This window comes from Nonomuraea sediminis (genome assembly GCF_018531495.1).
Classification (GTDB): domain Bacteria; phylum Actinomycetota; class Actinomycetes; order Streptosporangiales; family Streptosporangiaceae; genus Nonomuraea; species Nonomuraea sediminis.
On sequence record NZ_JAHDTI010000012.1, the window covers coordinates 259,135 to 281,326 of the forward strand.

A 22,192-nucleotide genomic window follows, 5' to 3' on the forward strand; every position below is an offset into this window, starting at 1 on the left:
GCGCATCGTGACCGGGGCACCACGGCCCCGGCCGCCCGCCGTACAGGCCGATGTTCAGGAGCTCGTGAGGATGACGAGCTGCTGGGTCGCCCGGGTCATCGCGACATACCGGTCGATCGCACCCTCGATGCCCTCGCCGAACTTCTCCGGGTCGACGAGGACGACCAGGTCGAACTCGAGTCCCTTCGACAGCTCGGGGGCCAGCGACCGGACGCGGGGCGTCTCCTGGAACGTGGGATCGCCGATGACGCAGGCCGTCCCGTCGACATGCGCGGCGAGCCAGGTGTCGAGGATCGAGCCCAGGTCCGAGGCGGATCCGTGGACGACGGGGACGCCGCCGGTGCGGATGGAGGTCGGCACGTTGGCGTCGGGGAGCACGGCCCGGATGACCGGCTCGGCCTCCGTCATGATCTCCTCCGGCGTCCGGTAGTTGATGCTCAGGGAGGCCAGGGTGATCCGGTCGAGTCCGACGCGCTCGAGCCGTTCCTGCCACGACTCGGTGAACCCGTGCCTGGCCTGGGCACGGTCCCCGACGATGGTGAAGCTCCTGGACGGGCAGCGCAGCAGCAGCATCTGCCACTCCGCGTCGGTCAGTTCCTGAGCCTCGTCCACCACGACGTGCGCGAACGGGCCTGCGAGCAGGTCCGGGTCGAGGGTGGGCAGTTCGGACTCGTCGACCAGGTTTCGCTGGAGGTCCGCTCGGCGCAGCTGTGTCACGAGGCCTTCGCCGTCGTCGTCGGCCTCGATCAGGCTGTCGACGACCTGGGCCATGCTCTCGCGTTGGGCGGCGAGAACGGCTTCCTGCCGGCGCTTGTTCCGTGACGCCTCAGGGTCGCCGAGGCGCTGCCGTGCCGCGTCCAGCAGCGGCAGGTCGGACACCGTCCAGGCCTGTGCCTCCTCGCGCTGCAGCTTCCTGATGTCGTCGGCGCTGAGCCAGGGAGCGCACAGCCGCAGGTAGGCGGGAACGGTCCACAGGTCTCCCACCAGGTCGGCCGCTTCGATCAGCGGCCACGCCTTGTTGAAGGTCGTGAGCAGTTCCCTGTTCTGCAGCAGCGACTTGCGGAGCAAGGCAGGCGCGACCTCCTCGTCGTGCTTGTCCGCCAGGATCGTGAGCAGCGCCTCCCAGATCTGGTCGCGCGCGTCGTTGTGCGGGGTACCGGGGTCGGGTGCTTCGAACGCCTCGGCCCAGTCGTCGGCGCTCAGCCGGATGTCGGACCAGTGGGTCGTGACCGTCATCCCCTTTTTGGGCGGGTTCTCGTAGAACCTGACGGCCGGCTCGATCGCCTTCACCAGGTCCGCCGACGACTTCAGCAGGGCCACCTCAGGGTCGCTCTCGATCCCCACCGCGGCTCCCTCGGGGACGAGATCGCGCAGCGTGCAGGTCTGCACGCCCTCCTCGCCGAGGCTGGGCAGGACGTCGGCGACGTAGGCGAGGTAGGGCTGGTGCGGGCCGACGAACAGCACGCCGCCCCGGTGATGACCGAGACGAGGGTCGGAGTAGAGGAGGTAGGCGGAGCGGTGCAGGGCGACGACGGTCTTCCCCGTACCAGGACCGCCGTCGACGACCAGGGCGCCGCTGGATCCCGCGCGGATGATGGCGTCCTGGTCGGCCTGGATGGTGCTGAGCACGTCTCGCATCCGGGGCGACCGGCTGCTGCCGAGGCTCGCGATGAAGGCGGACTGGTCGTCGAGCGCGGCGTGCCCTTCGAACCCGTCCGAGGTGAACACCTCGTCCCAGTAGTCGCTGATCCGGCCGCGGGTCCAGCGGTACCTGCGGCGGCTCGCCAGCCCCATCGGGTTGCCGTGGGTCGCGCCGAAGAACGGCTCAGCCGCGGGGGAGCGCCAGTCGATCAGCAGCCGACGACCCGCCTTGTCCGTGAGGCCGAGTCGCCCGACGTAGACGGGCTCGGGGTCGTCCGCGCTGACCATGTGCCCGAGGCACAGGTCCAAACCGAAGCGACGCAGTGCGCGCAGGCGAGCGGTCAGCCGGTGGATCTCCAGGTCCCGGTCCAGCGCCTGCCGGCCTTTGCCGCCGGGCGCTCTGCGCTCGGCCTCGAGGCGGTCGGACAGTTCGGTGATCGACAGCTCGAGGCTCTCCGCGATGGCCGCGAAGTGCTGCTCATCGCCGGCGATCAGCGCCGGGTCGGCCTTGGGGGAGAGGTGTTCTGGAAGGTCAAACGCGCTGGTGGTCAGCGGGTTCACGTAATCAGCTCCGGTATGAGTTCTGGGGTTCACGCGGACTTGACTGCCTCGAGCAGCAGCTTCGCGGCCACGGTCGCTCCGTCGGTGTGGATCTCGGAGGTCACGGCCGTCGCTCGTGCGCGGGTCTCGGGGGTCAGTGCCGTCCTGAGCGCGGCCGACAGGGACTCGGCGGTCGGAGTGGGGCCGTCGTGTGCGGCGCCGATGCCCAGGTCGGCCACCCGACCGGCCCAGTACGGCTGGTCCGCCCCCTGGGCCACGATCACCTGAGGAGCGCCGGCCCGGGCGGCCGCCGTCGTCGTGCCCGCGCCGCCGTGGTGCACGACGGCGGCCACCCGGCCGAACAGCCGCTGCTGGTTGACCTCGCCGACGGCGAAGCAGTCGTCACGGTCGTCGATCAGGCCCAGGTCGGCCCAGCCGCGCCCGACGATCGCGCGGTGGCCCAGCGCGCGGATCGTCTCGATGGCCACCCGGGCGCTGTCCTGCGAGACGCGGCGCATGCTGCCGAAGCCGACGTAGACCGGCGGTGCGCCGGCGTCCAGGAAGGCCACCAGGTCGGCCGGGAGCGGGCGCTCGTCCGGCAGGAGCCACGCACCGGTGCGCACGACGTCGAGGTCCGGGGTCTCCTGCCACGGAGCCAGGGCAGGGTCCGCCGCCAGCCAGGGCTGGTCGGTGAAGATGAAGCCGCGGACGTCGTCCACCGGTGGCAGGCCGATCGAGGCCCGGTGGGCGTTGAGCGCCTCGCCGTGCAGCGCGTTGAAGGTCTGCGCGTTCAGCTCCCACAGCACCCGGTTGTCGGCCCCCTCGGGCGGCGGCGTCTGGCCCGGCAGCAGCAGCGCCGGCGGCGCGTGGTGCGGCGACGGCAGCAGGAACGGGCAGAAGGTCGCGTACACGTAGGGGATGCCCAGTTTCTCGGCCACCGACCGCGAGGCGAAATGCGCCAAACCGGTCGCCACCAGGGCGTCACATCCCGCGGCCGCCGCGGCCACGTCGTCGAACTGCGCGGCCAGCTCGGACACGCGCCGGGACGCGGCCTCCTCTGACGACGGCGGCGCCATCGAGCCCATCGGCCGGCCGACCGGCACCAAGGGCACGCCGGCACCGGCCAGCAGTTCGGCGAACTCCTTGTCCGGCGGCGCGCACATCCGCACCTCCGCGCCGAGCTCCCGCAACTGCACGGCGAGCGCCACCATCGGCTCGACGTCCCCTCGCGACCCGTACGTCGACAACAACACACGCATTCCGCGTCCCCCATTTCCGCAGGTTCTGGCTTCGGCGGACGATTCTGCAGCATCACCGGGGTCTTGCCGCAAGCCCCGGGGTGCGCTATACGTTGAGAACGGAAAGGAGTGTCGACTCCCCTTTCCCTTCCCCCACTCCTCTTCGCCTGTACGGCAAGGCCGCCGCCACCGGCCGCCCGCCGCACTTCGGGCGAGGGCCCGCGCCCGGCGCTTCCGGCGAGTCGGTGCCACTTCCCCGCCGCCACGACGCATCGTGACCCACCCACCGCGGCATGCGTCGGCCTGCCGTACCAGAGTGCCGGTTGCGTGATGAGCGCGTGGAGCTTCGGCCGCGAGCGCGATGCTGGAGTCGCGCTCGCGGCCGGATGTCAGCGCGAGGGTGCGTAGTGCAGCGCGACGATCCCGCACGCGAAGGGAGTCGTGGCGACGAGCCTGAAGCGCTGGGTGCCGCCCTTGGGGAACACCGGCAGGCCGTCACTGGTCGAGGCCGGGTTGACGAACAGGTGCAGCTCGTCGATCAGGCCTTCGGCGATCAGGCTCGCGACCAGCGTGCCGCCCCCGTAGACGAGCAGGTCGCCGCCGGGCCGCGACTTGAGCTCGGTGATGGCCTGGACCAGGTCGCCGCCGACCACGGTGGTGTTCTCCCACGGCGACTCGGTCAGCGAGTCGGAGACCACGACCTTGGGCGTGTTGTTCATCGTGTCGATGGACTCCTGCGGCTCGTCCGCCGGACCCGAGGCCCAGTGCGGGATGAACCCCTCGGCCAGCTTGCGGCCGAGCACGATCGTGTCGACCGGTTTCCACAGCGCCGAGACGTAGTCGCCGACGTCGTCGGTCCACGGCAGGGTCATCCAATCCATCTCGCCGTTCGGTCCGGCCATGTGGCCGTCGATGCTGACCTGTACCTGGAGCTTGAGCGTGCGCATGGCTGACTTCCCTTCAGGCCGCGGCCAGGTGGAGGACGTTCCAGAGGTGCCCGTCGAGGTCGCGGAACCCGCGGGAGTACATCGGGCCCTCCTCCATCGGCTCGCCGGCGGCCTGGCCGCCGGCCGACACCGCGGCCTCGGCCAGCTCGTCGACGCGCTCCCGGCCGTCCACTGACAGGGCCAGCGCCACCTCCTGCACCGTGCGCGTGTCGGCGGGATCTCTCTCGGTGATGGTCTTGAAGAACGGCTCCGTGACGAGCAGGGCATAGATGTTCTCGTCGATGATCATGCAGCCGGCCTCGTCGTTGGTGAGGTTCTCGTCGAAGGCGAAGCCCAGCTTCGTGAAGAATTCGATGGACGCGTTCAGATCGCTGACGTGCAGGTTGACGAAGATCTGGGTACCCATGGCCAATTCCTGTCTCTGGGGGACACTTAGTGTCCGTCGGACACAAGGTGTACGCTAGACACAGCACGTCGGGGTTGACAACCCCGAAATTTCCGAAGGAGGACGGATGGCGACCGACGAAGGCGGCGCGCTCGGCTTGCTCTGGAGCCAGCAGCGCACGGAGAAACAGGCGCGGCCCTCGCTGAGCCTCGACCTGATCGCCCGGGCCGCCATCGAGATCGCCGACAACGACGGCATCGCCGCGGTGTCCATGCAGCGCGTGGCCGGTGACCTGGGCTTCACCAAGATGTCGCTCTACCGCTACGTGACCAGCAAGGCCGAGCTCACGGCCGTGATGATCGACACCGCCGTGGGCGAACCGCCCGACCTGAAGCAGGTGACCGGCTGGCGGCCCAGGATGGAGGAGTTCACCAGGCTGCTGGCCGAGACCTGGTCACGCCATCCGTGGTTGCCCATGGTGACGACGGGCAACCGCCCGATGGGCCCCAACGAGATCGGCTGGATCGACTCGGCTGTCAGCACGCTCTCCGGGACGAACCTGACGGGAGGCGAACGGCTGGCCGCGGCGTTCCTGCTGTTCGCGCACGTCCGCAACACCCAGTCCGCGGCCGTGGCGGGCACCGGGCCCTGGACCACCGACACCACGATGGGAGGGCTCATCGCCCGGCACGGGGCTCGCTTCCCCGACCTTTCGCAGGCGATGGCGGAGACCGGCGACGTGCTCGACGACAACGGCCGCCGCTTCGGCCTCGACCGCATCTTCGACGGCATCGCCACGCTGATCGCGCAGCGGGAAGGTCAGGCCTGAGCGTAGCGGGCGGCCAGCGTGTGCAGGTGGTCGCGCAGTTCGGGCGGGTCTAGCACGGTGAACGGCACGCCCAGGCTGCCCAGGAACGAGGCCAGGTCGTGCAGGTTCTCGCTGCCCGTCTCCAGCAGGCACGACCCGTCGTCCTGCTCCCGTAGCAGCCCGGCCGCGGGAGGCAGCCGCTCGGCGACCGCCTCGACGGGGCAGTGCAGCCGCACCTTGGCGGGATAGCGGTACGCGGTCGAGGCCGTGCCGCGCACCACGTGCGTCACCGCGTCGCCCTCCGGCGGCTCCCTGGGCGTGAAGCGCGGTCCGTTGGGCGTGCGGAGGCGGATCCTGTCGGCACGGAAGGTGCGCCAGTCGTTCCTGTCGTTGTCCCAGGCCAGCAGGTACCAGCGCCGCCCGGTGTGGACGAGGCGGTGCGGCTCGGCCCGCCGTACGCCCGCCGTGCCGTCGTGGCCCTGGTAGTCGAAGCGCAGGCCCTCGCGGTCGCGGACGGCGGCGGCGATGCCGATGAGCGTGTCAGGGTCCACGGTCGGCACCCGGCCGGGCACGGTCAGCGTGGCCGTGAGCAGGGCGTCCGTGCGGTGGCGCAGCCGGGAGGGCAGCAGCCGGCGCAGCTTGGCCAGGGCGCTCAGCGAGGTCTCCTCGATCCCCGTCACCGTGCCGCTGGCGGCGGCGTGCAGGCTGATGGCCACCGCCACCGCCTCCTCGTCGTCCAGCAGCAGCGGGGGCAGCGCGGCGCCGGGGGCGAGCCGGTAGCCGCCGGCCGTGCCCGTCGTGGAGTGGACCTGGTAGCCGAGGATGCGCAGCCGCTCGATGTCGTTGCGCACGGTCCTGGTGGTGACGCCGAGCCTGTCGGCCAGGTCGGCGCCCGACCAGTCAGGACGGGACTGCATCAACGACAGCAGCCGGAGCAGGCGGACCGAGGTTTCCAACATTTCCCCAGTCTGCCAGTCCTTGAGGAACCGCAGGTTCCACAAGGCCCCGTACCTTGGGCGACATAACCCCCGAAGGGAGCAGAAATGTTGCGAGGCATCGCCACCGTCGTCTTCACCGCCGAGGACGTCGAGGCCGCCAAGGAGTGGTACACCGAACTGCTCGGCGTCGAGGCCTACTTCAGCAGGCCCGGGCCCGACGGACGGACGGCCTACGCCGAGTTCCGCATCGGCGACTACCAGACCGAGCTGGGCCTGCTCGACCGGCGCTTCTCGCCCCAGCCGCCGGGCGCGGCGCCCGGCGGCGTGGTCGCGAACTGGGCGGTCGACGACATCGAGGCCTCGTTCCAGCGGCTGCTCGACCTGGGCGCCAAGGAGTACGAGCCGATCACCACCCGCGGCGAGGGCTTCATCACTGCCTCCGTGATCGACCCGTTCGGCAACGTCCTCGGCATCATGCACAACACGCACTACCTGGCGATACTGGGACCCCAGGGCTAGCCAGGTGTGGGCACGGGGCGCATCAGAGGCGTGGCGGCTTCGCGGATCGCCTCGCTGAAGGGGGCGGGGCGGAGGGTGGCGGGGTCGAGGTTGACGTTGACCCGGTGGCCGTCGGCGTGGGTGGTGCACCCATCGGCCGACATGACGCGGAAGCCGTACACGCCGCTGCTGGTGCCCATGCGATCCAGCCAGAACTCCACCAGCACCTCGCCCGCCCCGACGATCGGGGCGTGGTAGGTGATCTTGAACTCGCGCACGGCCAGGTAAACGTCGGGAAAGGCGGAGACCGACGGGTCGAACGCCCAGCCCCGCTCGGTCCAGAAGGCCGAGATGGCCCGCTCGACCAGCAGTGCGTAGCGCGAGTTGTGCAGCAGGCCCATCGCGTCCAGGTCGTCGAAGTGCACCTGGACGGGCCGGATCTGGGTCACGTGTTCAGTCCTCCGGGAGGAGATTCGGGTTCGTCGACAGCGCGCGCAGGCGCTGCAGTACGGCACGGCGGGAGTGGACGAAGGCGAGCTCCTGGTTGACCAGCCGGGAGCAGGTGACGGCCGCCTCGCCCAGGGCGTCGATCTCGAAGGCCAGCTGGGCGGGGTCGACCGAGCGGTCCAGCTCCCCGAGCCCGACGGCCCGCTCGACCTGGGCGCGCAGGTAGTCCAGCCAGAACGTCACGGCCTGGGCCAGGTGCTCCTTGACCGGGCCGGGCCGGTCGTCGAACTCCACCTGCGCGGCGAAGAAGAAGCAGCCGCCGGGCAGCACCCGGTCGGTGTAGAAGCGCAGACGGGCCTCGTGCAGGGCGAACAGCCGCCGCACGCCGGGGGCGGCGGTACGCGCGGGCATGACGACGCGTTCGCGCCACTGCCGCGAGGCCCAGTCGATGGTGTCCAGCTGCAGATGCTGCTTGTCCGTCCAATGCGCGAAAAATCCGGACTTGCTGACTCCGGCGGCGGCCGCCAGCCGCCCCAGCGTGAGCCCTTCGAGCCCGTCGACCGAGGCCAGAGACACCGCCTGATCGAGGATCGCCTCCCGGCTGCGCTGCCCCCGGAGCTTCCGCCCGTCTGTGGTCATGCCCTCAGACTATATGAACGATCGGTCGTTTAGATACTCGGGTGGCCAGAGTGACCGCCACCAGCACGAGCGGCAGCGCCGTCCACGGCAGCGCCCCGGCTCCGGCGCCGTCCAGCACGAGCCCGCCCAGGAACGATCCGCCCGCGATTCCCGCGTTGTAGACGGTGGTCTGCATCGAGGTGGCCACGTCGGCGTTCGCCGGGCCGGAGGCCTCCACCAGCGAGGCCTGCAACAGCGTGGGCGCACCACCGAAGGCCGCCCCCCACACCGCCACAGCCACCAGCGGCGCCGCCCCGGCCAGCCCGAGCGCCAGCATCGCCAGGGCGATCAGCGCGAGCGCGCCCAGCAGCAACGCCCGCAGATACCGGTCCACGAAAGCGCCCGTGAGCGCCACCCCCGCCACCGTGGCGAGGCCGAAGACGAGCAGGACCAGGCCGGTGTCACCGGGGGAGAACGGCGCGAGGTAGGTGTACATCGCCTGGTGGCCCAGCAGCAGGAACGCCGTCGCGGCCAGCACCGTGCGGATCCCCGGCAGTGCCACCACCTCCCGCAGCGGGGCCCGCGACGCCGCCGGCTCGCCGGGCAGGTCGGGCACCGCCCAGCGGACCCAGCCCACCAGCAGCACGGCCACGGCCGACAGCGCGGCGAAAGCCGTACGCCAGCCCAGGACGCCCGCCAGCGCGGTGCCCGCAGGGATGCCGAAGCACAGCGCGACCGTGATGCCCGCCGAGACGATCGCGATGGCCCGCCCGCGGCGCTCGGCCGGCACCATCCTGGCGGCGTAGCCGACGAGCATGGCCCACATCGTGCCGCCCATCACCCCCGCGAGCAGCCGGGCGGCGAAGGTGAGCGGATAGGAGTCCGAGACCGCGGTCACCAGGTTGAACAGGGCGAACCCGGCCAGCACCACCATCAGCAACGGCCGCCGCCGCAACCCGCGCACCAGCGCCGTCACCGGGATCGCCGCGGCGAAGGACGCCAGCGCGTAGGCCGTCACCAGGAACCCGACCTGGGCCTGCGAGACTCCCATGGACGCGCTCAGCTGGGGGAGCAGCCCGGCGGGCAGCAACTCGGTCATCACGGCGGTGAAGGCGGCGGTGAACAGGGCGAACAGCTTCATGAGCGCTATGCTGAAACCTTCACATCAGTGTGAGGGCAAACGGATGAGGATCGGCGAGCTGTCGCGGCGCACCGGGGTGCCGCCCCGCATGCTGCGCTACTACGAGGAGCAGGACCTGCTGCACCCCGACCGGTCCGCCAACGGCTACCGCCGCTACGGCGAGGACACGCTCCACCGCGTCCAGCAGATCCGCGGCCTGCTCGACTCCGGCCTGACCACCGAGATCATCAGAAGGATCCTGCCGTTCCTCGACGGCATCCTGGTCCACCCCGACTGCGTGACGCCCGAGGTCACCGCCATGCTGAACGGCGAGGCGGAGCGGCTGACGCAGCGCATCGACTGCCTGAGCCGCAACCGCGACGCCATCCTGGCCTATCTGACGGCCATCTCCGGCCGCCGCCCCGAGTAGCTCACGACCGCGCCCGCGACGGTGACCGCGGCCGCCACCAGATACAGCCCGCGCAGGCCGGGCCCGCCGTCGATGACCTGCCCGCCGAGCCAGCCGGCGAAGGCGGCGGCCAGCTGGTAGGCGGAGGCGTTGACCGCCATCGCCAGCGTCGGCGCCTCGGCGGCCGCCCCCAGCACGCGGGCCTGCATGCCGGGCACGACGGCGAAGCCCAGCGCCCCGAGGACGAACACCATCACCGCCGTGGCCACCGGGCTGCCGCTGACCAGCCAGGTCAGCACCAGCGCCGCCGCCAGAACGGCGAGCAGCCCGACCTGCGCCGCCACCGGCGCCCGGTCCGACAGCCGGCCACCGGCCAGGTTGCCCACCGTGGCGCCCACGCCGTACACCAGCAGCAGCACCGCGACCGCGCCGGCGGCGAAGCCGGTGACGCCGGTCAGCAGCGGCGCCAGGTAGGTGAAGACCATGAGCAGGCCGGCGTTGCCCACGGCGGTGACGGCGATCGCGAGCTGCACGTCCCTGCGCCGGAAGACGCGCAGTTCGGCCACCGCCGAGGTCGGGGCGTGCGCGACGTCGGGCACGAACCGCAGCACGAGCACCAGCCCCACCGCCCCGCACGCCACGATCGCCCAGAACGTGGCACGCCAGCCGTACCCGGTGCCGACGAACGTGCCGATCGGCGCGCCCAGGATCATGGCCAGGTTCATCCCGAAGACGAGCTTGGACACGGTCGAGGCCTGCTTGTCCGGCGGCGCGGAGGAGGCGGCGATCACGATGGCGTTGGCGAAGAACGTCGAGGTCACCAGGGCGGTCACCACCCGCGCGGCGAACAGCACGGTGTATCCGGGGGCCAGCGCCGAGGCCAGATTGCCCGCCACGGCGACGGCCAGCAGCACCACGATCAGCGGTTTGCGCGGGAAGCGGGCGGTGACCGCGGTCAGCGTGGGACCGCCGACGATCATCCCGATCGCGTAGGCGGTGACGAGCAGCCCGGCCGCCGGCACGGACACCCCGAGATCCTGCGATATGTCGGGCAGGATCCCGGCGATGACGAACTCGCCGGTGGTGATGCCGAAGACGCACAACATGAGCGAGGGGAGCATCGAACTCCTAGTTCTTTATCAACCAGTACAAAACAAAGGCAGCCCTTTTACAGGGAGTCGAGCGCCCCCTCGACCACGTCGATCAGGGCCTGCCGGTCGTCGGTGACCTTGGCGAGCACGCGCAGGCCGTAGTAGGTGCTCTGCAGCGTCCGCGCCACCTGCAGCGGCGGCCGGCCCGCGGACAGCTCGCCGGTGCTCTGCCCGACGGTCACCAGGTGGCACAGCGCCTGCTCCAGGTCGTCGAACTGCCGCCGCACCAGCGCCGTCACCTCCCCGGTACGGCCGGCCTGCTCGCTGGCGGCGTTGAGCGCCAGGCAGCCGCGCCGGCCGGGGTCGGCCAGGTCGGCCTCGATGACGCCGAGCATGAGGTCCCGGATGCGTTCGCGGACCGAGGTCCCGGGTTCGGACAGCATGTCCAGCTGGCGCTCGGCCCAGGTGGCGGCGTAACGCCGTACCGCCTCCTCGTACAGGTGGCGCTTGCTGCCGAAGGCGTTGTAGAGGCTGCCGCGGCCCAGGCCCGTGCGCTTGCACAGGTCCTCGGTGCTGGTCGCCTCGTAGCCCTTCTCCCAGAACAGCGTCATCGCCGCGTCGATCGCGGCCTGCTCGTCGAACTCCCTGGGCCTTGCCATGCCGCCGACGCTAGCGGTTCTGTACAGGTCGGTCAAGAACCGGCTTTGAGGGTGCGGAGGATGGGGGCGGTCTCGATGCCGGTGATCGAGGGCAGCGCCAGGCGGGTGGTCAGGTAGTGGTGCAGCGCCTTCGGGCTCGGTGACAGCGCCGTGGCCAGCAGGTTCGTCGGGCCCGTCGTCGCGGCCACGATGGCCAGCTCGCGGTGTCCTGCCAGGGTGGTGGCCACCTCGTCCAGATGGGCGGGCATCACCGACATCCACAACAGCGCCGACGCCGTGACGCCGAGCAGCCGGTCGTCGATCGCGACGTCGAAGAAGATCGCGCCCTTCTCGCGGAGTTCCTCCAGGCGCCTGCCCACGGTCGCGGCCGACCAGCCGGTGGCCGCGGCCAGGTCGGTCAGGCTCGCGCGCCCGTCCTGACGCAGCGCGTCGGCCAGCCGCCGGTCGCGCTCGCTCCAGGTCACCTCTCCCGGGTCGACGGCGAGGGCGAGCGCTCGCTGCTGGTCTTCGGTGAGGGCGTCGAGGTGGCCGCGCCAGGCGGTGGGCCCGCCGAGGTAGGTGTGCAGCAGGTAGTGCGCGGAGACCTTGGTGACGCTGGTCGTGCGCGGGATGTCGCGCAGCAGCAGGGCATGGGAGTCGGGGCCGCCGGGCACGGTCTCGATGATGGCGGCGATCTCGGTGCCGCCCGAGGTCAGGCGCACCCACGAGGTGTCGGAGCGGCGGGCAAGCGCGCGGGCGATGTCCTGCGCGGCGGCCGCGGTCGCGGTCAGGCGGACGATCCACTGCTGGCGTCCCGCGCTGTACGGCTCGGCCAGGCCCGTCACGCGCAGCCCCGCCTCGGCGGTCAGGCGCCGGTAGCGCCGCACGGCGGTCTGGGTGGAGACGCCGAGCACCTGGGCGATGCGGCTGAAGGGCGCGCGACCGTCGAGATGGAGCGCATGGAGCAAACCACGATCGACATCGTCCAGCACGGTCATTTTCGCGATGGTACCGGCTCTTGATGGAAAGTATCACGGAGTACCAGGTGATCGTTGGAACGCCCGCCCGCTGGTCTTCCACCCTGGGGAGGTGACGGTTTCCAAGAAGTGGGCGGCACTGGCCGCCCTGCTGACCGCCGAGGCCCTGGACGTGCTGAACACCACGATCGTCCAGGTGGCCGGCCCCTCGATCCACGCCTCGCTGGGCGGCGACACCGCCGACATCCAGTGGTTCGGCACCGCCTACACCCTGCCGTTCGCCCTGCTGCTGATCACCGGCGGCCGCCTGGGCGACATCTACGGCCGCAGGCGGGTGTTCCGTGCCGGGGTGGCGGTGTTCCTGCTGGCGGCGCTGGGCTGCGCGCTCTCGCCGTCGATCGGGCTGCTGATCGGCCTGCGCGCGGTGCAGGGCGCGGCGGCCGCGTTGACGATCCCGCAGACGATCGGGCTGATCAAGGCCATGTTCCGCGGCCCCGAGATGTCCCGGGCGCTCGGCTGCATCGGCCCGGTGATGGGCCTGGCCGCGGTCTGCGGACCGGTGCTCGGCGGGGTGCTCACCCACGGCTCGTCCTGGCGGGCGGCGTTCCTGGTGAACGTCCCGCTGTGCGTGGCCGTGCTGGCGCTGTCGAGGCTGCTGGTGGAGGACAAGGCACCGCGACGGCCGCGGCTGGACCTGCCGGGCACGGCGCTGGCCATGGGCGGCATCGGCCTGGTCGTCTACCCGCTGATCACGCTGTCGAGCTGGGTGCTGCTGGTCGCGGGTGCCGTCCTGCTCGGCGGCTTCGCGCTGCGGCAGCGCACGCACCCGGTGGTCGAGCCGCAGCTGCTCGCCCGGCGCGGCTTCCCCGCCGCGCTGGTCACCTCGACGCTGTTCTTCTCCGTGACGACCGGGCTGGCGCTGGTGGTCACCCTGCACCTGCAGCTCGACCTCGGCTACGACGTGCTCGCCGCCGGGCTGGGCCTGCTGCCCTGGTCCGCGGGGCTCGGCGTGGCCTCGCTCGTGTCGGGCTCGCGGCTGGTGCCCCGCTTCGGGCATCGGGTGATGTACGGCGGGCTGGCCGCACTGCTGGCGGGAATCGTGAGCGGAGTGTGGTGGCTGCCCGTCGCGCTGGGCGTCATCGGGGTCGGCGCCGGGATGTTCACGCCCGCGTTCTTCACCGGCGCGCTGAGCCGGCTCGAGCCGCAGGAGGCGGGCTCGGCCGCCGGGCTCCTCAACGCGGTGCAGCAGCTCGGCGGCACGCTCGGCGTGGCCGTCCTGGGCAGCCTCTACTTCGCCTTCGGCCTCACCGTCGCGCTCGCGGCTGCCGCAGCCGTGATCGTCGTGACGTTCAGCAGCATCCCTCGACCGGCACGCACACCGCAGCACCTTCCTGCTTGAACCACGTGGCGGCCACCGCCGTGTTTCCGGAAGTTTTTACTTCCAGAGCCGCATCATTCCGGACGTGCCAGGCAAGGTGACAGGACGTGATCGCTCTGCTCGTGGGCAGTGGAGCGAACGAAGCGAGGACATCATGCGGTTGAGCGCGCGTAACCAGATTCCGGCCCGGGTGACGGGCATCACCAAGGGCGAGGCGACGGCGAATGTGGAGCTGGACGCGGCCGGGGTGCGCCTGATGGCGTCCATCACGGTGGAGGCCGCGGAAGAGCTCGGGCTGCGACCGGGCAGCGAACTGCTCGCGGTGATCAAGGCCTCCGACGTGATGCTGGCGGTGGACGGCTAGGCCGGATGACCGTCTTCGGCCCATAACCGGTCGTCCGCGCGGACTCTGATGTCGGTGACCTGGCTGATGTGCCGGGCGCCGCACCGGTCGCCCGGCATCACCAGGTGCGGACCCTCATCGTCGAGCGTGCGGCAGTCCATGACGACGGCGAGCAGCGCCGGGGTGTTGCCGAACTCGGGGTCGATCTCGCCCCACGACAGCACCGCGCGATGGCCGTCGCGCCCCAGTACCGAGATCAGGAAACGCAGCCGATCCCTGCGGTCGCCAGGATCGAACAGCGGGCCGGCCGCCTGGAGCACGTCAACGAGCAGCGGCCCGCTGAAGTGGTGGCGCCGCAGCCCTGAGGTGCGGCATTCGAAGGTCACCGTGGTCTCCCGCTGCGGCATCGACCGGAGCGTGGCCACGCTGAGCAGGGCGGGCTGCTAGATATATGCCCCTAACACCTCCGCAAACGCAAGGCTCACCACGGCCATGGGCCCGCAGCCGTGGTGCCCGGATGACGAAGCGCCGTGACGGCGGGAAACCGTCACCGACTCGCCGGAAGCGCCGCCCGCGGGCCCGCGACCGAAGTACGGCGGGCGGCCGGTGGCGGCGGCTCGCCGTACGACGTCTAGCCCCGAAGAGCCTCGGTAGGGGAGAGGCGAGAGGCGCGGATGGCTGGGTAGAGGCCGGCGAGCGCGCCGATGGCGAGGGTGGCGCCGAGCCCGCCGGCGAAGGCCCACACCGGCACCACGACGGGCCAGCCCTGGTAGGAGGCGTACCCGGCGGTGACCGCGGACCCGACCAGGACGCCGCCCGCGCCGCCGAGGGCCGACAGCAGCAGCGACTCGGCCAGGAACTGGGTGCGGATCTGGCCGCGCGTCGCCCCGAGGGAGCGGCGCAGCCCGATCTCCGCGCGCCGTTCGAGCACCGAGATGACCATGGTGTTGGCCACCCCCACCCCGCCTACCAGCAGCGCCACCACGCCTAGCCCGAGCAGCAGCCCGGTGAAGGCGGCCCCGGCGGCCTGCTTGGCGGCCAGCGCGTCGGAGGGCCGCGACACCTCCACCTCGTTGGGCGCCTCCGGGTTGGCCGTCGAGCCGAGCACCTCGCGCACCGCCGCCACGCGCGCGTCGTCCGAGCGGGTGTAGACCATGGTCGGGTGCCCGTCGAAGCCCAGCACCGAGGTCGCGGCCGGCCAGCCGATCAGGGCGGCGCTGTCCAGTTCGGGCGCCAGCGGCGCGGTCTCGAGGACCCCGACCACGGTGAACCAGACGCCGCCCACCAGCACCTGCGTGTCGGGTCCTGCGTGGCCGATGCCCAGGCGCTGGGCAGCGGCCGCCCCGAGCACGACCGCCGGGTAGCTGCCGGTGGCGTCGTTGAGCCAGACTCCGTCGCGCAGGCGGACCCCGGTGGCGGCAGGCAGGTTGACGCGGGCGGCGTAGACGGCGATGCCGTTGGTCTCGATGATCGGGATCTTGGCGTTGCGGTAGACCTTGGCCGCGGGAAGGCGCCCGATGGCCGAAACGGTCCGCACGCCGGAGATGCGCCCGATCATGGGTTCGGCCTCGAGCGGTAGCTTCGCCTGCTCCCCGGTCAGCGTCGTGCCCGGCGCGACGGTCAGCAGGTTGGTGCCCAGCGAGGCGAGCGTCCTGTCCAGCTCCGCCCCCGAGGAGGAGGAGATGCCGACGACCGCGACCATGGCGGCGATGCCGATCGCGATGCCCAGCGCTGACAGGAACGCCCGCATCGGCCGGGTGCGCATCCCCGTCGCGCCCACCTTGACCACGTCGCCCGGCCCGAGCCTGGCCGGGCGCAGCGCGTTAGCCATGGTCGGTCACCCGGCCGTCCCGCATGCGGACCTGGCGCGGCAGCGACGCGGCGATCTCCAGGTCGTGGGTGATGATCACGACGGTGGTGCCGGCGGCGTGCAGCTTGCGCAGCAGGTCCATCACGCCGGCGCCCGAGGCGGAGTCGAGCGCGCCGGTGGGCTCGTCGGCCAGCAGCAGCGCTGGGTCGCCCGCGACGGCTCGGGCGATCGCCACCCGCTGCCGTTCGCCGCCGGACAACTGGTCCGGCCGGTGGTCGACGCGGTGGCCGAGGCCGACGCGTTCGAGCGCGTCGGCGGCGCGGCGCCGCCGGTCCTTGCCGCGCATCCCGGTGTAGAGGAGGCCGTCGGCGACGTTGTCCAGGGCCCTGACGCCGGCTGCCAGGTGGAAGTGCTGGAAGACGAAGCCGATCCGGGTGGCGCGCAACGCCGACAGCCGCGAGTCCGACAGCCGGGCCACGTCGTGCCCGTCGATGTGCACGCTCCCCGAGGTGGGCCGGTCGAGCGTGCCGAGCACGTTCAGCATGGTCGACTTGCCCGACCCCGAGGGGCCGACGATGGCCACCAGTTCGCTCCTGTCGATGGTGAGCGAGACGCCGTCCAGCGCGGTGACGCCCGGGTAGACCTTGGTGACGTGCTTGAGCGAGATCATGCCGGCACCCCCACCTGGGTGCCCTCGCTGATCCCCGTGCCGGAGACCTCGACCTGGCCGGAGGCGAACAGCCCGGTCTTCACGGGCACGTACCGCGAGGTGCCGCCGCTGACCACCTCCACGCCGAACCCGCCGCCGGGCAGGCTCACCAGCGCGGCGACCGGCACGGTGAGCACGCCCTTGCGGCGTTCGGCGGTGAAGGCGACCTGCACCGAGGCCAGCACGTAGGCGCCGGCCGCCTTCTGCGCCTTCCTGCCGGTGACCGCGACCTCCACCTCGACCTTGGTCTTCGGGTCGTCGCCCGGGTTGGCGCCCGCCTGGATGAGCGTGGTGACGTCGCGGATGCGGCCGGGGATCTCGGTGTCGTCGGGCAGCGTGACGGTGACCTTGGCGCCCTTGCGGGCCAGGCGCTGGTCGACGGTGTCCAGCTCCACGGTGACGGCCTTGGTGGTGCCGGTGTAGGTGAGCACCTTCTGCCCGGGCGCCGTGGGGTCGCCCTGGCCGGCGTGCAGGCTGTCGACCCGGACGGGGCCAGGGGCGAACACCACCCGGCCCAGCTCGACCGTGCCCGTCTGGTCCAGGTCCAGGTCGTCCTGCCAGTCCTTGACCGCGTCGGCGGTGGCCTGGCTGTAGTCGTCGTCGACGGTGAAGCCGTCGTAGCCGAGCGCCTTCAGGTTGCGTTCCAGCTGTTCGACGTCAGGCCCCTCGCTGCCGACCTTGAGCGTGCGGTAGGCGGGCACCTTGCCGTACAGCAGGGTGACGGGCTTGCCGTCCACCTCGTAGAGCGGTTTGCCGCGGCTGACGCGGTCGCCGGTCTCCGGCACCTTGGTGAGCGTGCCGGGCAGCCGGCTGGTGGCGGTCGTGGTGGCACCGTAGCCGAGCCTGCCGTCGACGCTCTTGGCGTCGGTCAGCGTCTGGCGCGACACGGCGGCGGTCTTGGGCGGCAGGTGGCTCGCCTTCTGCTCGCCGGAGGCGTTGCCGCCACGCAGACCGAGCGTGGCGGCGGTGGCCCCGGCCGCGGCCAGGGTCACGATGGTGACGGCCGCGATCTTGCCACGGCCCATCAGTTGCCCCCGGACAGCACGCCCTGGCACTTCTCCTGGGCAGACTTGAAGTCGGGGTCGTTGCCGACGTCACCGCTGATCATGACGCCCTTCTGGCCGGGCTGCGGGTCGGGGAAGGCCTCCACGCCGTTCTGGCGCATGCACTCGGCGAACTTGCGGTTGCGCTCCTCCGCCTTGGCCGAGTCGGCGGGCGACTGGTCGTTCATCGGGCTGTACTGGCGGCAGGCCTCCATGGCCTTGTCGACGGTCTCCTTGGGGACGCTCCCATCCATCTTGAGCTGGATGCCCTTGCCGGGTTGCGGGTCGTCCATCTTGATGCCGTGCTCGCGCATGCACTGGGCGAACTTCACGCCCATCTCGTCCCTGCTCAGGCTGGGCTTGCCCGAGGCGGGGCCGGTGGGGGAGGCGCCCTCGGCGGTGGAGCAGCCGGTCAGGGCGAGAGCGAGCAGCAGCGGCAGGGCCGCGATCAGTTTCCGTGTCATGGGCCGATATGCAACGCCACGGCGTGTTTCCCCGCTGTTTCCGGCTTACGGGGAGGAAACGCGGTCATCGGCCACGATGTCCGCAGCAATCATGACGAAGGAGCGGACGGATGCGGGTGCTGGTGGCCGAGGACGAGCCGATCCTGGCCGGGGCGATCGCTGAGTGGCTGCGCGACGAGGCGCACGCGGTCGACGTCGCCCATGACGGCGAGGCCGCGCTGGAGCGGCTGGGCGTTCACGACTACGACGTCGTCGTGCTGGACCGGGACCTGCCGCTGGTGCATGGCGACGACGTGTGCAGGGAGCTGGTGGCCGCCGGTTCGCAGGTGCGGGTGCTGATGCTGACGGCGGCGGCCGAGATCGGCGACCGGGTGACCGGGCTGTCGATGGGCGCCGACGACTACCTGACCAAGCCGTTCGCCTTCGCCGAGCTGGCCGCCCGGATCCAGGCGCTGGGCCGCAGGGCGCGCCCGGCCGTGCCTCCGGTGCTGCGTCGGTCGGGCATCACGCTCGATCCCGCCCGGCGGGAGGTGTTCCGCGACAGCCGGTTCGTGCCGCTGTCGAAGAAGGAGTTCGCGGTGCTGACCGAGCTGCTGCGCGCCGACGGCGCCGCCGTCTCGGCCGAGCAACTGCTGGAGAAGGCCTGGGACGAGTACGCCGACCCCTTCACGGGTGCCGTACGGCTGGCCGTACTGAAACTGCGACGCAAGCTGGGAGAGCCGCCGATCGTGGAGACCGTGACGGGCGTGGGGTACCGGATCCCATGAGAATCACGCTGCGCGCCAGGTTGACGCTGATCTACGGGAGCCTGTTCGTGGTGGCCGGGCTGGTGCTGCTCGGGGTCACCTACGCGCTGTTCAGCCAGCGCCTGGGCGGCTACAAGGTCCTGGCGACCGCCGGCCCGACGTCGAGCGCCGTCACGTTCAAGGCCGACGCCGAGAAAATGATGCTCGACGAGCAGGCGCGGGTGCGGGAGGCAGCGATGACCTCGCTGTTCACCCAGGGCGGGATCGCGCTGGTGGTCGTGGGCGGAGCCGCGGCCGGGTTCGGCTGGCTGGTGGCGGGCCGGGTGCTCGCGCCGCTGCACCGGGTCACCGACACCGCGCGCCGCATCGCCACCGCGGCCGACAGGAGCCTGCACGAGCGCATCGCGCTGCGCGGGCCCAACGACGAGGTCAAGGACCTGGCCGAGGCGTTCGACGCGATGGTCGAGCAGCTCGACCGCTCCTTCGACGGGCAGCGGCGCTTCGTGGCCAACGCCTCGCACGAGCTGCGTACGCCACTCACCCTCGGGCGGGCGCTGGTGGAGCTGGCGATGCACCGCAGGAGCGCCTCCGACGACGTCAAACAGCTGGGCGAGAGCCTGCTGGAGATCAACTCGCGGCACGAGCGGCTGATCGGCGGGCTGCTGCTGCTGGCCAGCTCGGAGAACTCGCTGACCGACCGGGTGCCGGTCGACCTGGCCGACGTGGTGAGCCACGTGACCGTGCAGCTGGAGCTCGAGGCCGACAGGGCGGGCATCAAGGTGCGCGAATCGGCGCACGAGGCGCCGGTGGAGGGCAACGCGCTGCTGCTCGAGCGGATGGTGCACAACCTGGTCGAGAACGGCATCCGGCACAACGCCGAGGGCGGCTGGGTGGAGGTGTCGAGCCGCACCCGGCAGGACGGGCGGGCCGAGGTCGAGGTGCGCAACAGCGGGCCCGTCGTGCCGCCCTACGAAGTGCAGGCGCTGTTCGAGCCGTTCAGGCGGCTGGGCGGCGACCGCCTGGTGACCGCCGCAGGGGCCGGACTGGGGCTGTCGATCGTGCGCTCGGTGGCCCGCGCGCACGGCGGTGAGGCCGACGCCCATCCGCGCGACGGCGGCGGCCTCACGGTGACCGTTACCCTGCCAGGTTCTCAATGATGGTGGCGTTGGCCAGGCCGCCCGCCTCGCACATGGTCTGCAGGCCGTAGCGGGCGCCGCGCTCGCGCAGCGCGTTGACCAGGGTGGTCATGATGCGCGCCCCGCTGGCGCCCAGCGGGTGGCCGAGCGCGATGGCGCCGCCCTTGACGTTGACCTTGGCCGGGTCGGCGCCCGTCTCCTGCAGCCAGGCCAGCACCACGCTGGCGAAAGCCTCGTTGACCTCGAACAGGTCGATGTCGCCCAACTCCAGCCCCGCCCGGCGCAGCACCTTCTCCGTGGCCGGGATGACCCCGGTCAGCATGAGCAGCGGGTCGGACCCGGTCACGGCGAAGGAGTGCAGCCGGGCCAGCGGCCGCAGCCCCAGCCTGGCCGCCACCTCGCTGGTGGTGATGAGGACGGCTGCCGCCCCGTCGTTGGTCGGGCTGGTGTTGCCCGCGGTGACCGACCAGTCGATCTGGGGGAACCGCTCGCCGTACCCGGGGTCCTGGAAGGCGGGCTTCAGGCCTGACAGGATCTCCACCGTGGTCGAGGGCCGGATCGACTCGTCGCGGGTGAGGCCGGCGATCGGCGCGAGCTCGGCGGAGAAGTCGGCGGCGGCGGCCTTGGCGTGCGAGCCGGCCGAGAAGGCGTCCATCTGCTCGCGCGACAGTGACCACTTGGCCGAGATCAGCTCGGCGCTGATGCCCTGGGGCACCAGCCCGTCGGGGAAGCGCGCCGCCATGCCGGGGCCGAACGGGTCGGCGCCCGCCGGGACGTTGGACCACATCGGCACCCGGCTCATCGACTCCACTCCGCAGGCCACGACCAGGTCGTAGGAGCCGGACATGACGCCCTGGGCGGCGAAGTGGATCGCCTGCTGCGACGAGCCGCACTGCCGGTCGACGGTGACCGCGGGCACCGAGTCGGGGAATCCGGCCGCCAGCCAGGCGTAGCGGGTGGTGTTCATGGCCTGCTCGGCGACCTGGTCGACGCAGCCGCCGATGACGTCGTCGACCAGCTCGGGCGCGACCCCGGCGCGCTCGATCAGCTGACGCAGGGTGTGGGCGAGCAGGTCGACCGGATGGACTCCGTGCAGGGCGCCGGTGGGCTTGCCCTTGCCGATGGGAGTGCGCACGGCTTCGACGATGACAGCGTCCCGCATTGCTACCCTCCAGTAAGTTTGAATTCTGGACGTACATTAGCACTAGGGTGAGATCATGACGACTCCACGTCCCTGCTCGATCGCGGACACGCTGGCCGTGGTGGGGGAGAAGTACTCGCTGCTGGTGCTGCGCGAGGTGTTCTTCGGCGTGCGCAGGTTCGAGGACATGGCACGCAACATCGGCGCGCCCAGGGACGTGCTCGCCGCGCGGCTCAAGCACCTGGTGGAGGCCGGGGTGCTGGAGAAGGTGCCCTACAGCGGGCGCCGCTTCGAGTACCACCCGACGCCGGCGGGCGAGGAGCTGCGCGACGTGCTGCACGTGCTGCGCCAGTGGGGCGACCGGCACCTGGTCGACCGTCCGCCGGTGGTCTTCGAGCACTCCTGCGGCTCGATCCTGGACCCGGCCGTCGTCTGCCGCTCCTGCGGCCACACCGTCGCCGGGGGTTCCCTGCGCGTCGTCGACGGGGAACACGATCACGACGTGGTCTCCGAGAGCGCGGAAGCGCCGGGCCCGGCCTTCCGGCGGTCGGCGGGATCGGCGCGGGGCGAGGCCAGGCGGCGCGAGCTGCTCGAGCGCGTCACCGACGACCTGGCCGCCAACGGGCTGGTGGACTTCTCGCTACGGCGGGCCGCCCGCGCCGCGGGGACCACGCACAAGGTGCTCCTCTACCACTTCGGCGGTGCCGACGACCTGCTCAGGCAGGCCGTCGTCCGGCTGCGCGAGCGCCGCATCGGCAACGCGCTGGCCGCCGCTTCGGGGAGCACGTTGACCGACAGGATCCGCGCGGTGTGGCGCGTGCTCGAGCGCCCGGAGTCGGGCCTGCGCGTGCTCGACCAGGCCATCGGCCTGGCGATGTACGACCCGGACCGCTACGGCGAGCTCGGCCGCGAGGCCTCCCGCCAGTACCTGCCCACGCTGCTGTCCTTCTGCCCGCCCGGCTGGCCGGAGCAGCGCAAGCTGGAGGTCTCCCAGCTCGTCCTGGCCACCCTGCGCGGCCTCCTGGTCGAGCTGCTCACCAGCGGCGACGAGCAGGCCGTCGAGGCGGGCTTCCAAACCCTCCTCCGCGCCCTGGAACGCGAGGAGGCCGTGGACAGAGTATGAACCA

At 71.6% G+C, this 22,192-nt stretch carries 25 protein-coding genes; 8 read left to right on the top strand and 17 right to left on the bottom strand.

The window, feature by feature from the left end; all coding sequences use genetic code 11:
• Positions 1 to 54: 54 nt before the first annotated feature.
• The 4 genes from helR to KIK09_RS41065 all read right to left on the bottom strand — a co-directional run bounded on the left by helR (position 55) and on the right by KIK09_RS41065 (position 4,772).
• Positions 55 to 2,202, bottom strand: a complete 2,148-nt coding sequence (helR, locus tag KIK09_RS41050; protein WP_214324904.1) for an RNA polymerase recycling motor ATPase HelR — start codon at positions 2,200 to 2,202, stop codon at positions 55 to 57.
• Between the two features lie 29 nt (positions 2,203 to 2,231).
• Positions 2,232 to 3,440, bottom strand: coding sequence for a glycosyltransferase (locus tag KIK09_RS41055; protein WP_214324905.1), 1,209 nt, complete (start codon positions 3,438 to 3,440; stop codon positions 2,232 to 2,234).
• A 368-nt stretch (positions 3,441 to 3,808) separates the two neighbouring features.
• On the bottom strand, positions 3,809 to 4,366 hold the full coding sequence (locus KIK09_RS41060) for a dihydrofolate reductase family protein (protein ID WP_214324906.1): 558 nt from the start codon (positions 4,364 to 4,366) through the stop codon (positions 3,809 to 3,811).
• Between the two features lie 13 nt (positions 4,367 to 4,379).
• Positions 4,380 to 4,772 carry a VOC family protein gene (locus tag KIK09_RS41065; RefSeq protein ID WP_214324907.1) on the bottom strand — a complete coding sequence of 131 codons (393 nt, stop codon included), beginning with the start codon at positions 4,770 to 4,772 and terminating at the stop codon, positions 4,380 to 4,382.
• Between the two features lie 106 nt (positions 4,773 to 4,878).
• Between KIK09_RS41065 and KIK09_RS41070 the strand changes: the two genes are divergently transcribed.
• Complete coding sequence (locus tag KIK09_RS41070; RefSeq protein WP_214324908.1) at positions 4,879 to 5,580, top strand: TetR/AcrR family transcriptional regulator; 702 nt, start codon at positions 4,879 to 4,881, stop codon at positions 5,578 to 5,580.
• On the opposite strand, the gene KIK09_RS41075 is transcribed toward KIK09_RS41070, so the two are convergent.
• Positions 5,571 to 6,518 (bottom strand): helix-turn-helix transcriptional regulator, encoded by a 948-nt coding sequence (locus tag KIK09_RS41075; RefSeq protein ID WP_214324909.1) that lies wholly within the window; start codon positions 6,516 to 6,518, stop codon positions 5,571 to 5,573. The two genes, KIK09_RS41070 and KIK09_RS41075, sit on opposite strands and share 10 nt — an antisense overlap.
• Before the next feature lie 84 nt (positions 6,519 to 6,602).
• Between KIK09_RS41075 and KIK09_RS41080 the strand changes: the two genes are divergently transcribed.
• Positions 6,603 to 7,016 (top strand): VOC family protein, encoded by a 414-nt coding sequence (locus tag KIK09_RS41080; protein WP_214324910.1) that lies wholly within the window; start codon positions 6,603 to 6,605, stop codon positions 7,014 to 7,016.
• Here KIK09_RS41080 and KIK09_RS41085 read toward each other — a convergent pair.
• Genes KIK09_RS41085 through KIK09_RS41095 form a run of 3 tightly spaced genes read right to left on the bottom strand, consistent with a single transcriptional unit; the run spans position 7,013 to position 9,201 of the window.
• Positions 7,013 to 7,444: an acyl-CoA thioesterase gene (locus KIK09_RS41085; protein ID WP_308164622.1), complete on the bottom strand. Its 432-nt coding sequence runs from the start codon at positions 7,442 to 7,444 to the stop codon at positions 7,013 to 7,015. The two genes, KIK09_RS41080 and KIK09_RS41085, sit on opposite strands and share 4 nt — an antisense overlap.
• Before the next feature lie 4 nt (positions 7,445 to 7,448).
• Positions 7,449 to 8,081, bottom strand: coding sequence for a TetR/AcrR family transcriptional regulator (locus KIK09_RS41090; RefSeq protein WP_214324911.1), 633 nt, complete (start codon positions 8,079 to 8,081; stop codon positions 7,449 to 7,451).
• Positions 8,082 to 8,085: 4 nt separating this feature from the next.
• Positions 8,086 to 9,201 carry an MFS transporter gene (locus KIK09_RS41095; protein ID WP_214324912.1) on the bottom strand — a complete coding sequence of 372 codons (1,116 nt, stop codon included), beginning with the start codon at positions 9,199 to 9,201 and terminating at the stop codon, positions 8,086 to 8,088.
• Positions 9,202 to 9,244: 43 nt separating this feature from the next.
• On the opposite strand from KIK09_RS41095, the gene KIK09_RS41100 reads away from it, so the two are divergent.
• Positions 9,245 to 9,610 (top strand): MerR family transcriptional regulator, encoded by a 366-nt coding sequence (locus tag KIK09_RS41100; protein WP_214324913.1) that lies wholly within the window; start codon positions 9,245 to 9,247, stop codon positions 9,608 to 9,610.
• Here the strand turns inward: KIK09_RS41100 and KIK09_RS41105 are convergent.
• Genes KIK09_RS41105 through KIK09_RS41115 form a run of 3 tightly spaced genes read right to left on the bottom strand, consistent with a single transcriptional unit; the run spans position 9,574 to position 12,316 of the window.
• Positions 9,574 to 10,710 carry an MFS transporter gene (locus KIK09_RS41105; RefSeq protein WP_214324914.1) on the bottom strand — a complete coding sequence of 379 codons (1,137 nt, stop codon included), beginning with the start codon at positions 10,708 to 10,710 and terminating at the stop codon, positions 9,574 to 9,576. The genes KIK09_RS41100 and KIK09_RS41105 overlap by 37 nt on opposite strands.
• A 47-nt stretch (positions 10,711 to 10,757) precedes the next feature.
• Entirely contained in the window at positions 10,758 to 11,339 is a 582-nt protein-coding gene (locus KIK09_RS41110) for a TetR/AcrR family transcriptional regulator (protein ID WP_250574587.1), read from the bottom strand.
• Between the two features lie 32 nt (positions 11,340 to 11,371).
• Positions 11,372 to 12,316, bottom strand: coding sequence for an Lrp/AsnC family transcriptional regulator (locus KIK09_RS41115; RefSeq protein WP_250574588.1), 945 nt, complete (start codon positions 12,314 to 12,316; stop codon positions 11,372 to 11,374).
• A gap of 91 nt (positions 12,317 to 12,407) precedes the next feature.
• On the opposite strand from KIK09_RS41115, the gene KIK09_RS41120 reads away from it, so the two are divergent.
• Positions 12,408 to 13,694, top strand: a complete 1,287-nt coding sequence (locus KIK09_RS41120; RefSeq protein WP_308164623.1) for an MFS transporter — start codon at positions 12,408 to 12,410, stop codon at positions 13,692 to 13,694.
• 64 nt (positions 13,695 to 13,758) lie between these two features.
• Positions 13,759 to 14,037 carry a TOBE domain-containing protein gene (locus KIK09_RS41125; protein WP_214324916.1) on the top strand — a complete coding sequence of 93 codons (279 nt, stop codon included), beginning with the start codon at positions 13,759 to 13,761 and terminating at the stop codon, positions 14,035 to 14,037.
• Here KIK09_RS41125 and KIK09_RS41130 read toward each other — a convergent pair.
• The 5 genes from KIK09_RS41130 to KIK09_RS41150 all read right to left on the bottom strand — a co-directional run bounded on the left by KIK09_RS41130 (position 14,034) and on the right by KIK09_RS41150 (position 18,042).
• Positions 14,034 to 14,423 (bottom strand): hypothetical protein, encoded by a 390-nt coding sequence (locus KIK09_RS41130; RefSeq protein WP_214324917.1) that lies wholly within the window; start codon positions 14,421 to 14,423, stop codon positions 14,034 to 14,036. The two genes, KIK09_RS41125 and KIK09_RS41130, sit on opposite strands and share 4 nt — an antisense overlap.
• 224 nt (positions 14,424 to 14,647) lie before the next feature.
• On the bottom strand, positions 14,648 to 15,847 hold the full coding sequence (locus KIK09_RS41135) for an ABC transporter permease (RefSeq protein WP_214324918.1): 1,200 nt from the start codon (positions 15,845 to 15,847) through the stop codon (positions 14,648 to 14,650).
• Positions 15,840 to 16,496 (bottom strand): ABC transporter ATP-binding protein, encoded by a 657-nt coding sequence (locus KIK09_RS41140; RefSeq protein ID WP_214324919.1) that lies wholly within the window; start codon positions 16,494 to 16,496, stop codon positions 15,840 to 15,842. Before KIK09_RS41140 ends, KIK09_RS41135 begins: the two co-directional genes overlap by 8 nt.
• Positions 16,493 to 17,560, bottom strand: a complete 1,068-nt coding sequence (locus KIK09_RS41145; protein ID WP_214324920.1) for an efflux RND transporter periplasmic adaptor subunit — start codon at positions 17,558 to 17,560, stop codon at positions 16,493 to 16,495. Before KIK09_RS41145 ends, KIK09_RS41140 begins: the two co-directional genes overlap by 4 nt.
• Positions 17,560 to 18,042 carry a hypothetical protein gene (locus KIK09_RS41150; RefSeq protein WP_214324921.1) on the bottom strand — a complete coding sequence of 161 codons (483 nt, stop codon included), beginning with the start codon at positions 18,040 to 18,042 and terminating at the stop codon, positions 17,560 to 17,562. Before KIK09_RS41150 ends, KIK09_RS41145 begins: the two co-directional genes overlap by 1 nt.
• A 110-nt stretch (positions 18,043 to 18,152) precedes the next feature.
• Between KIK09_RS41150 and KIK09_RS41155 the strand changes: the two genes are divergently transcribed.
• The gene (locus tag KIK09_RS41155) at positions 18,153 to 18,809 is read left to right on the top strand and encodes a response regulator transcription factor (protein WP_214324922.1); all 657 of its coding nucleotides are present in this window, start codon (positions 18,153 to 18,155) and stop codon (positions 18,807 to 18,809) included.
• The gene (locus KIK09_RS41160) at positions 18,806 to 19,945 is read left to right on the top strand and encodes a sensor histidine kinase (RefSeq protein WP_214324923.1); all 1,140 of its coding nucleotides are present in this window, start codon (positions 18,806 to 18,808) and stop codon (positions 19,943 to 19,945) included. The genes KIK09_RS41155 and KIK09_RS41160 overlap by 4 nt, the downstream gene beginning before the upstream one ends.
• Here the strand turns inward: KIK09_RS41160 and KIK09_RS41165 are convergent.
• Positions 19,923 to 21,086 carry a thiolase family protein gene (locus KIK09_RS41165; RefSeq protein ID WP_214324924.1) on the bottom strand — a complete coding sequence of 388 codons (1,164 nt, stop codon included), beginning with the start codon at positions 21,084 to 21,086 and terminating at the stop codon, positions 19,923 to 19,925. The two genes, KIK09_RS41160 and KIK09_RS41165, sit on opposite strands and share 23 nt — an antisense overlap.
• Positions 21,087 to 21,141: 55 nt before the next feature.
• Here KIK09_RS41165 and KIK09_RS60305 point away from each other — a divergent pair, with 55 nt between their 5' ends.
• Positions 21,142 to 22,188 carry a winged helix-turn-helix transcriptional regulator gene (locus tag KIK09_RS60305; protein ID WP_214324925.1) on the top strand — a complete coding sequence of 349 codons (1,047 nt, stop codon included), beginning with the start codon at positions 21,142 to 21,144 and terminating at the stop codon, positions 22,186 to 22,188.
• Positions 22,189 to 22,192: the final 4 nt, after the last annotated feature.

What these genes read in the sequence shown, in the direction of transcription:
- KIK09_RS41055 (WP_214324905.1), bottom strand. Translation starts at nt 3,440, where the DNA reads ATGCGTGTGTTGTTGTCGACGTACGGGTCGCGAGGGGACGTCGAGCCG.
- KIK09_RS41060 (WP_214324906.1), bottom strand. Translation starts at nt 4,366, where the DNA reads ATGCGCACGCTCAAGCTCCAGGTACAGGTCAGCATCGACGGCCACATG.
- KIK09_RS41065 (WP_214324907.1), bottom strand. Translation starts at nt 4,772, where the DNA reads ATGGGTACCCAGATCTTCGTCAACCTGCACGTCAGCGATCTGAACGCG.
- KIK09_RS41070 (WP_214324908.1), top strand. Translation starts at nt 4,879, where the DNA reads ATGGCGACCGACGAAGGCGGCGCGCTCGGCTTGCTCTGGAGCCAGCAG.
- KIK09_RS41075 (WP_214324909.1), bottom strand. Translation starts at nt 6,518, where the DNA reads ATGTTGGAAACCTCGGTCCGCCTGCTCCGGCTGCTGTCGTTGATGCAG.
- KIK09_RS41080 (WP_214324910.1), top strand. Translation starts at nt 6,603, where the DNA reads ATGTTGCGAGGCATCGCCACCGTCGTCTTCACCGCCGAGGACGTCGAG.
- KIK09_RS41090 (WP_214324911.1), bottom strand. Translation starts at nt 8,081, where the DNA reads ATGACCACAGACGGGCGGAAGCTCCGGGGGCAGCGCAGCCGGGAGGCG.
- KIK09_RS41095 (WP_214324912.1), bottom strand. Translation starts at nt 9,201, where the DNA reads ATGAAGCTGTTCGCCCTGTTCACCGCCGCCTTCACCGCCGTGATGACC.
- KIK09_RS41100 (WP_214324913.1), top strand. Translation starts at nt 9,245, where the DNA reads ATGAGGATCGGCGAGCTGTCGCGGCGCACCGGGGTGCCGCCCCGCATG.
- KIK09_RS41105 (WP_214324914.1), bottom strand. Translation starts at nt 10,710, where the DNA reads ATGCTCCCCTCGCTCATGTTGTGCGTCTTCGGCATCACCACCGGCGAG.
- KIK09_RS41110 (WP_250574587.1), bottom strand. Translation starts at nt 11,339, where the DNA reads ATGGCAAGGCCCAGGGAGTTCGACGAGCAGGCCGCGATCGACGCGGCG.
- KIK09_RS41115 (WP_250574588.1), bottom strand. Translation starts at nt 12,316, where the DNA reads ATGACCGTGCTGGACGATGTCGATCGTGGTTTGCTCCATGCGCTCCAT.
- KIK09_RS41130 (WP_214324917.1), bottom strand. Translation starts at nt 14,423, where the DNA reads ATGCCGCAGCGGGAGACCACGGTGACCTTCGAATGCCGCACCTCAGGG.
- KIK09_RS41135 (WP_214324918.1), bottom strand. Translation starts at nt 15,847, where the DNA reads ATGGCTAACGCGCTGCGCCCGGCCAGGCTCGGGCCGGGCGACGTGGTC.
- KIK09_RS41140 (WP_214324919.1), bottom strand. Translation starts at nt 16,496, where the DNA reads ATGATCTCGCTCAAGCACGTCACCAAGGTCTACCCGGGCGTCACCGCG.
- KIK09_RS41145 (WP_214324920.1), bottom strand. Translation starts at nt 17,560, where the DNA reads ATGGGCCGTGGCAAGATCGCGGCCGTCACCATCGTGACCCTGGCCGCG.
- KIK09_RS41150 (WP_214324921.1), bottom strand. Translation starts at nt 18,042, where the DNA reads ATGACACGGAAACTGATCGCGGCCCTGCCGCTGCTGCTCGCTCTCGCC.
- KIK09_RS41155 (WP_214324922.1), top strand. Translation starts at nt 18,153, where the DNA reads ATGCGGGTGCTGGTGGCCGAGGACGAGCCGATCCTGGCCGGGGCGATC.
- KIK09_RS41160 (WP_214324923.1), top strand. Translation starts at nt 18,806, where the DNA reads ATGAGAATCACGCTGCGCGCCAGGTTGACGCTGATCTACGGGAGCCTG.
- KIK09_RS41165 (WP_214324924.1), bottom strand. Translation starts at nt 21,086, where the DNA reads ATGCGGGACGCTGTCATCGTCGAAGCCGTGCGCACTCCCATCGGCAAG.
- KIK09_RS60305 (WP_214324925.1), top strand. Translation starts at nt 21,142, where the DNA reads ATGACGACTCCACGTCCCTGCTCGATCGCGGACACGCTGGCCGTGGTG.